Annotated in this window: 4 protein-coding genes; 3 read left to right on the top strand and 1 reads right to left on the bottom strand. The window is 35.8% G+C overall.

Translation table 11 applies throughout. The annotated features are described in order from the left end of the window. On the top strand, nucleotides 1-2,170 hold a 2,170-nt coding region (locus E1171_RS08105; RefSeq protein ID WP_155205508.1), incomplete at its 5' end, for a S46 family peptidase. Nucleotides 2,171-2,326: 156 nt separating this feature from the next. On the opposite strand, the gene E1171_RS08100 is transcribed toward E1171_RS08105, so the two are convergent. Next, entirely contained in the window at nucleotides 2,327-2,956 is a 630-nt protein-coding gene (locus E1171_RS08100) for a toxin-antitoxin system YwqK family antitoxin (protein WP_155205507.1), read from the bottom strand. A 242-nt stretch (nucleotides 2,957-3,198) separates the two neighbouring features. Between E1171_RS08100 and E1171_RS08095 the strand changes: the two genes are divergently transcribed. Continuing rightward, on the top strand, nucleotides 3,199-4,011 hold the full coding sequence (locus E1171_RS08095; protein WP_155205506.1) for a hypothetical protein: 813 nt from the start codon (nucleotides 3,199-3,201) through the stop codon (nucleotides 4,009-4,011). Between the two features lie 140 nt (nucleotides 4,012-4,151). After that, on the top strand, nucleotides 4,152-5,456 hold a 1,305-nt coding region (locus E1171_RS08090; protein ID WP_187696337.1), incomplete at its 3' end, for a ComEA family DNA-binding protein.

Genomic DNA, 5,456 nt, shown 5'->3' with positions numbered 1-5,456 from the left:
TTTTACATTAAACAGTTACGCAGACGAGGGCATGTGGCTTCCCTCCCTTTTAAAAGCACTTAACGAGGAAGACATGCAGGAACTGGGACTAAAACTTAGCCCGGAAGAAATTTACAGTGTCAATAACTCCAGTTTAAAGGATGCAATTGTCGCATTTGGAGGTTTTTGTACCGCTGAGGTTATTTCAAAAGAAGGACTATTGTTAACCAACCACCATTGCGGTTTTAGTTCAATCCAATCTCATAGTACCGTAGATAAGGATTACTTAACCGATGGTTTTTGGGCGATGAAAAAGGAAGATGAGCTTCCAAATGAAGGTCTCTATGCCCGCTTTTTGGTGAGAATTGAAGATGTAAGCCCAAAAGTATTGGCCGCTGTGAAACCTGAAATGAGCGAACAGCAAAGAAATCAAACCGCCTCTAATGTAATGGAAGAGATTAAAAAGGCGGCAATTGAAAATACATCATACGATGCCGAGGTCAAACCTTTCTTTAATGGAAATGAATATTATTTATTCGTTTATGAAACTTACCATGATGTTCGTTTGGTGGGAGCTCCTCCATCTTCCATTGGAAAATTTGGTGGAGACACAGACAATTGGATGTGGCCTCGACAAACAGGTGATTTCTCTCTTTTCCGGATTTATATGAGTCCTGATGGATCCCCAACAAAAGGTTACGCTGCCGAGAACATCCCATTTAAACCAAAACATCATTTACCCATTTCATTGAGTGGTGTACAAGAGGGGGATTTTGCTATGATCATGGGTTACCCAGGTTCCACAGACCGCTATCTTACTTCTTACGGAGTGCAGTTAGCCCTGGAACAATCGAATCCAACCCGGGTTAAAATCAGACAAAAGCGACTTGAAATCTTAAAAGCGGATATGGATGCTGATCCTGCGGTTCGAATTAAATATGCTTCTAAATATGCCAGCATCAGTAATTATTGGAAGTATTTTATAGGCCAGAGTAAAGGACTGAAAAAACTCCATGTAATAGAAAAAAAACAGGTGATTGAAGATCAATTTCTTTCCTGGACCTTAGGTGACCCTTCCAGAAAATCAATATATCAAGAGGCCCTACCAGATTTAGAGGAGGGGTACCAAGAATTAAAGGACTATAACCTTTCTTATCTATACCTAATAGAAGGTTGGTATGGTACTGAAATATTATCTTTTAGTAACCGGTTTAGGGGATTATATAACCTTCTGAAAGAAAATGGGGACAGTGAAAAAATCAAAGCGGTGACCAATAATTTAAAGGAGAGAAGTGAAAAATTCTTTAAGGATTATCATGCATCAACGGACCAAAAAGTGTTTTCTGCCCTTATGGACATGTACTTTTTAGGTGTTCCAGCTGACCAACATCCTGAGGTATTTAAAAAAGAAAGAAAAAAATATAAGGGAGATTTTCATAAATGGGCCGCACATGTCTATAAAAAGTCAATTTTTTCCAATGAGGCCTCTGTCCAGAACTTTTTAAATAATCCAGATTGGGAAACCTTGGAAAAAGATCCAGCTTTTAAAACAAGTAAATCAATCTATGATAATTATAGAGCAAAAATTGCCCCTTATCGGGTGGCGGCATTCGGTAAGATTGACCGTGGAGATCGATTATTTGTAAAAGGCCTAAGAGAAATGAATCCTGAAAAAAAATATTACCCCGATGCCAATTTCACAATGCGATTAACTTATGGGCAAGTATTGAGCTATCAGCCAAGGGATGCGGTTCATTACAAAAATTTCACAACTATCGAGGGTATCATGCAAAAAGAAGACCCTAATAATGAGGAATTTATTGTACCAGAAAAATTAAAAGAGCTTTATCAAAATAAAAATTACGGCCAGTATGCCACCGAAAATGGGGATCTACAAGTTAATTTCATCACCAATAATGATATTACAGGTGGGAATTCCGGAAGTCCTGTAATCAATGGAAAGGGAGAGTTGATAGGAACCGCCTTTGATGGAAACTGGGAGGCTATGAGTGGAGATATTGCCTTCGAACCTGAATTACAGCGTTGTATAAATGTTGATATCCGATACGTTTTATTCATCATTGATAAATATGCCGGAGCAACAAATTTAATCAATGAAATGACCTTAGTTAGATCCTCCAATAAAGTGGACTCCGAACAAGAATTAGCTAATCAAGCTTCAACAAACTAGTTTTTCAAAAATACTGGAATTATATTAATTAAGAATTAGGAACAACAAAACTAGAATTACAAAACGCAAAAGGTAAAGTTCAAATCTTCAATAGACTATAAAAGTGAACTTACCGGCTGAAATAATAATTCTTAACTCCTAATTCTTAATTCTTATTCACTCTAATTTATCTGGATTTATTCTTTTTCGTTTCCCCATCCTATTATATTTAAACCAATCTCCTACCCGCTTGCCATTTTCATATTTCCCAAAAAATTGTAAGTGCCCTTTGGTACTATAAAATTTCCAATTACCATCTTCTTTCCCCTCTCTAAAATTTCCTTCCTGCCAAATGGTCCCATCTTCATAATAAAAAGTCCATTTTCCATCAGGCAATCCGTTAAGGTACCTTCCTTTTCGTTTCATTTTTCCATTTAGATAATAAAACAGCCATTCTCCCTGATACAAACTTTCTTCGTATTTCCCTTTTTTTTCAATTTGACCCTTTGAATAATAATAAGTCGATTCCCCATGAAGTAATCCTAAAACCCAATTTTCTTTAGCAATTAAATGACCAGAAAAACCAAAGTAATGAGCTAACCCATGAAGTTTTCCTTCCTCATAATTTTCTTCAGCACTCAATGTCCCATTGGGGTAATAAAAATTCCATACTCCCTCTTTTTTTCCTTTTTCCGTTTGACCTTCTGCTTTTAATTGACCTGTATTATAGTATTCCTTTTGCCCTTGGCCAAAGCAGGGACAAATCATCCAAAAACAAACAGCAATTAATTTAATCCCTTTAATCATTTTTATATTTAATCTTTTGGTTCAAATAAGGCATCTATAAATTTCAAAATAGATTTATATTCTAAAGTCTCAAGAAAATCACCACAAATCTTACCTCCCTTTTCACAAACAAGTTTAAAACCTTAAATTATAAAACCCCTCCTTTCTAAATCTCCCTGACTAATGAATCTCATAAGCCAATAGGAAGGGTAATTTCTTTCCCTTCTTCTCATATTTAAACAATATCAGATAAATTCCCACAAATGGTCTTTTCATTTAAAAAACAAATTACAATTCTTCTTTTGATTTTAATGGTAGAGCCTATTTATGCACAGGAATTGGGAGCAAGATTAACTGGTCTGGGAAAATCAGGTTCTTCCATTTTTGATGCCGAGGCTATAAACTTTAACGTAGGCGGCATTAGCCAAATTAACCATCTCATTATATTAGCCACTTATCAAAACCAATACTTACTTCCCGAATTTAACACTTTTTCAGCGGCCATCCTTGGACCTGTTAAAAAGGGTGTGGCTGCCATAAGTTTAAAAAGGTTTGGGGACCATTATTACAGCAAAAACAAAATAAATTTAACCTTTGCTCATGAAATAAGAAATGTGAGTTTAGGTTTACAAACACAGTTGATCATCAACCAAAATCTTGAAAGAAAAAACGAGCACCTGCTTTTACTGAAGTTTGGAGGAATTATCAAATTAAGCTCTAATCTGAATTTTGGGGCCTATATCCACAATTTTTTAGCCCCTTTCTTTAATCAAAGCCAGCAAGAGGATATCATCTTAAGTACAGGAATTACTTACACTCCTACACCTCCACTACTTTTAACAGTTGAGGTCAGTAAAAACATGGAGCTCAAGGAAGATTTTAGATTAGGATTAGAGTATAATTTTTATCGAAAATTATACGCAAGGACTGGAATAAGCAGCGCACCTTACAAAAACTATTTTGGCCTTGGCTTTAATCACCCTAGGATCGTTCTTAATTATGCCCTAATTGCCCAAGATGAAGTAGGATATTCCCAACAGCTCAGTGTAAGTTATTTGCTCCCTAGAAGAAATTAAAAAGAAATAAAATATAATGAGCAATGATAGATGAATGGAATAGTGAAAGAAAGACAACAAAGAGGATGAAGGCCTTTAATCGGTTTCCCTAAATCAACCAATAAATCCCCAATTATTTCTTTCCCATTATTACTGAATTCATGAGCTTTCCTAGAAATGAAGAGATAGGTATTTCTTCTTTTTTTCCTCTGAAAAAGAATGAATTAAGCACTAACTCCAAGAAATCTACCCTTAGTTATTTGGCGAGTTGGTGCAACATGATATTCTTTTGGAAATATACATGGCTTTCCCTAACTCTTTTTTTAATTTTATTTCAAACAGTTTCGGCCCAAGAAATCCCCATTAGCAATAAATTACTAGAAGAACTTTTCGTATTTGAAGATGAAATAGTTGGGGAGAACTTTGAAGAACTTCTTTCTGAACCTTTTGAGCTCAATAAAATAACACCAGAACAGCTCAGAGATTTACAGATTTTCACTGAATCACAAATTCAATCATTTCTAGATTACAGAAAACAATACGGCCCGATCATCTCCATTTATGAATTGCAAGTAATACCTACCCTTAAAATTGAAACAATTAAGGAATTAATACCCCATGTTTATATCTCTAACCCTTCTTTCCAAAAAGGGCAACCTGGTCTGAGAGAAAGCATCAACAGGGCCGAAAATAAGTACTGGTCAATTCAATATGAAAGAAAACTTAAAAATGAAGAAAACAACTTTTTAGGACCGCCTGGAAGACTTCTTAGCCGGTTTCGTTTTAAAAAAAATGGGGTTTTTAGCTTGGCCATAAATGCGGAAAAAGATGCCGGGGAGTCTATTAATTGGAACCCTAAAGAAAGCCAATGGGGATTTGACCATTATGGTGGGCATTTTAGCTTGGAAAAAATGGGGTTCATTAAAAAAATAGTAGCAGGTGACTTCTTAATACAAAGCGGCCAGGGATTAGTACTAGGAGCGTCTTTTCTTCCGGCTAAAACTTCCGAACCCACCCTATTCATTAGAAAATCCCACAGCCTGATAAAGCCAAATTCCTCTACCTTAGAAACTGGCTTTTTCAGAGGAATAGCGGGGATCCTTCAGTGGAAAAATCTACAGTTTACCCCTTTCTATTCTTTTGCCAAAAAAGATGGAAACCTTTCAATACCTTCCATTGAGGAAACTCAATCTGTTTCAACCATTAATTCCAGTGGATTGCATCGTACATTGACTGAAATAGAAAGAAGAAATAACATTAAGGAGCAAAACATAGGACTGGTTGTCGATTTTCAATCTAAAAACCAGAAGTGGCAATCAGGATTTACTTTTATTAGCACCGGCTTTAATTTCCCTATTCAAAAAACTTATGCTCCCCACAACCAGTTTGATTTTAGTGGCCAAAGAAATTTAACCTCTGGTTTATTTATCAATTACCACTGGCAAAACTTTTTATTTTTTGGAGAA

The sequence above is a fragment of the Xanthovirga aplysinae genome, from assembly GCF_009711365.1.
Classification (GTDB): Bacteria; Bacteroidota; Bacteroidia; order Cytophagales; family Cyclobacteriaceae; genus Xanthovirga; species Xanthovirga aplysinae.
Note: the sequence above shows the minus strand (reverse complement) of the source record. Positions and strands in the feature narration are given on the sequence as shown.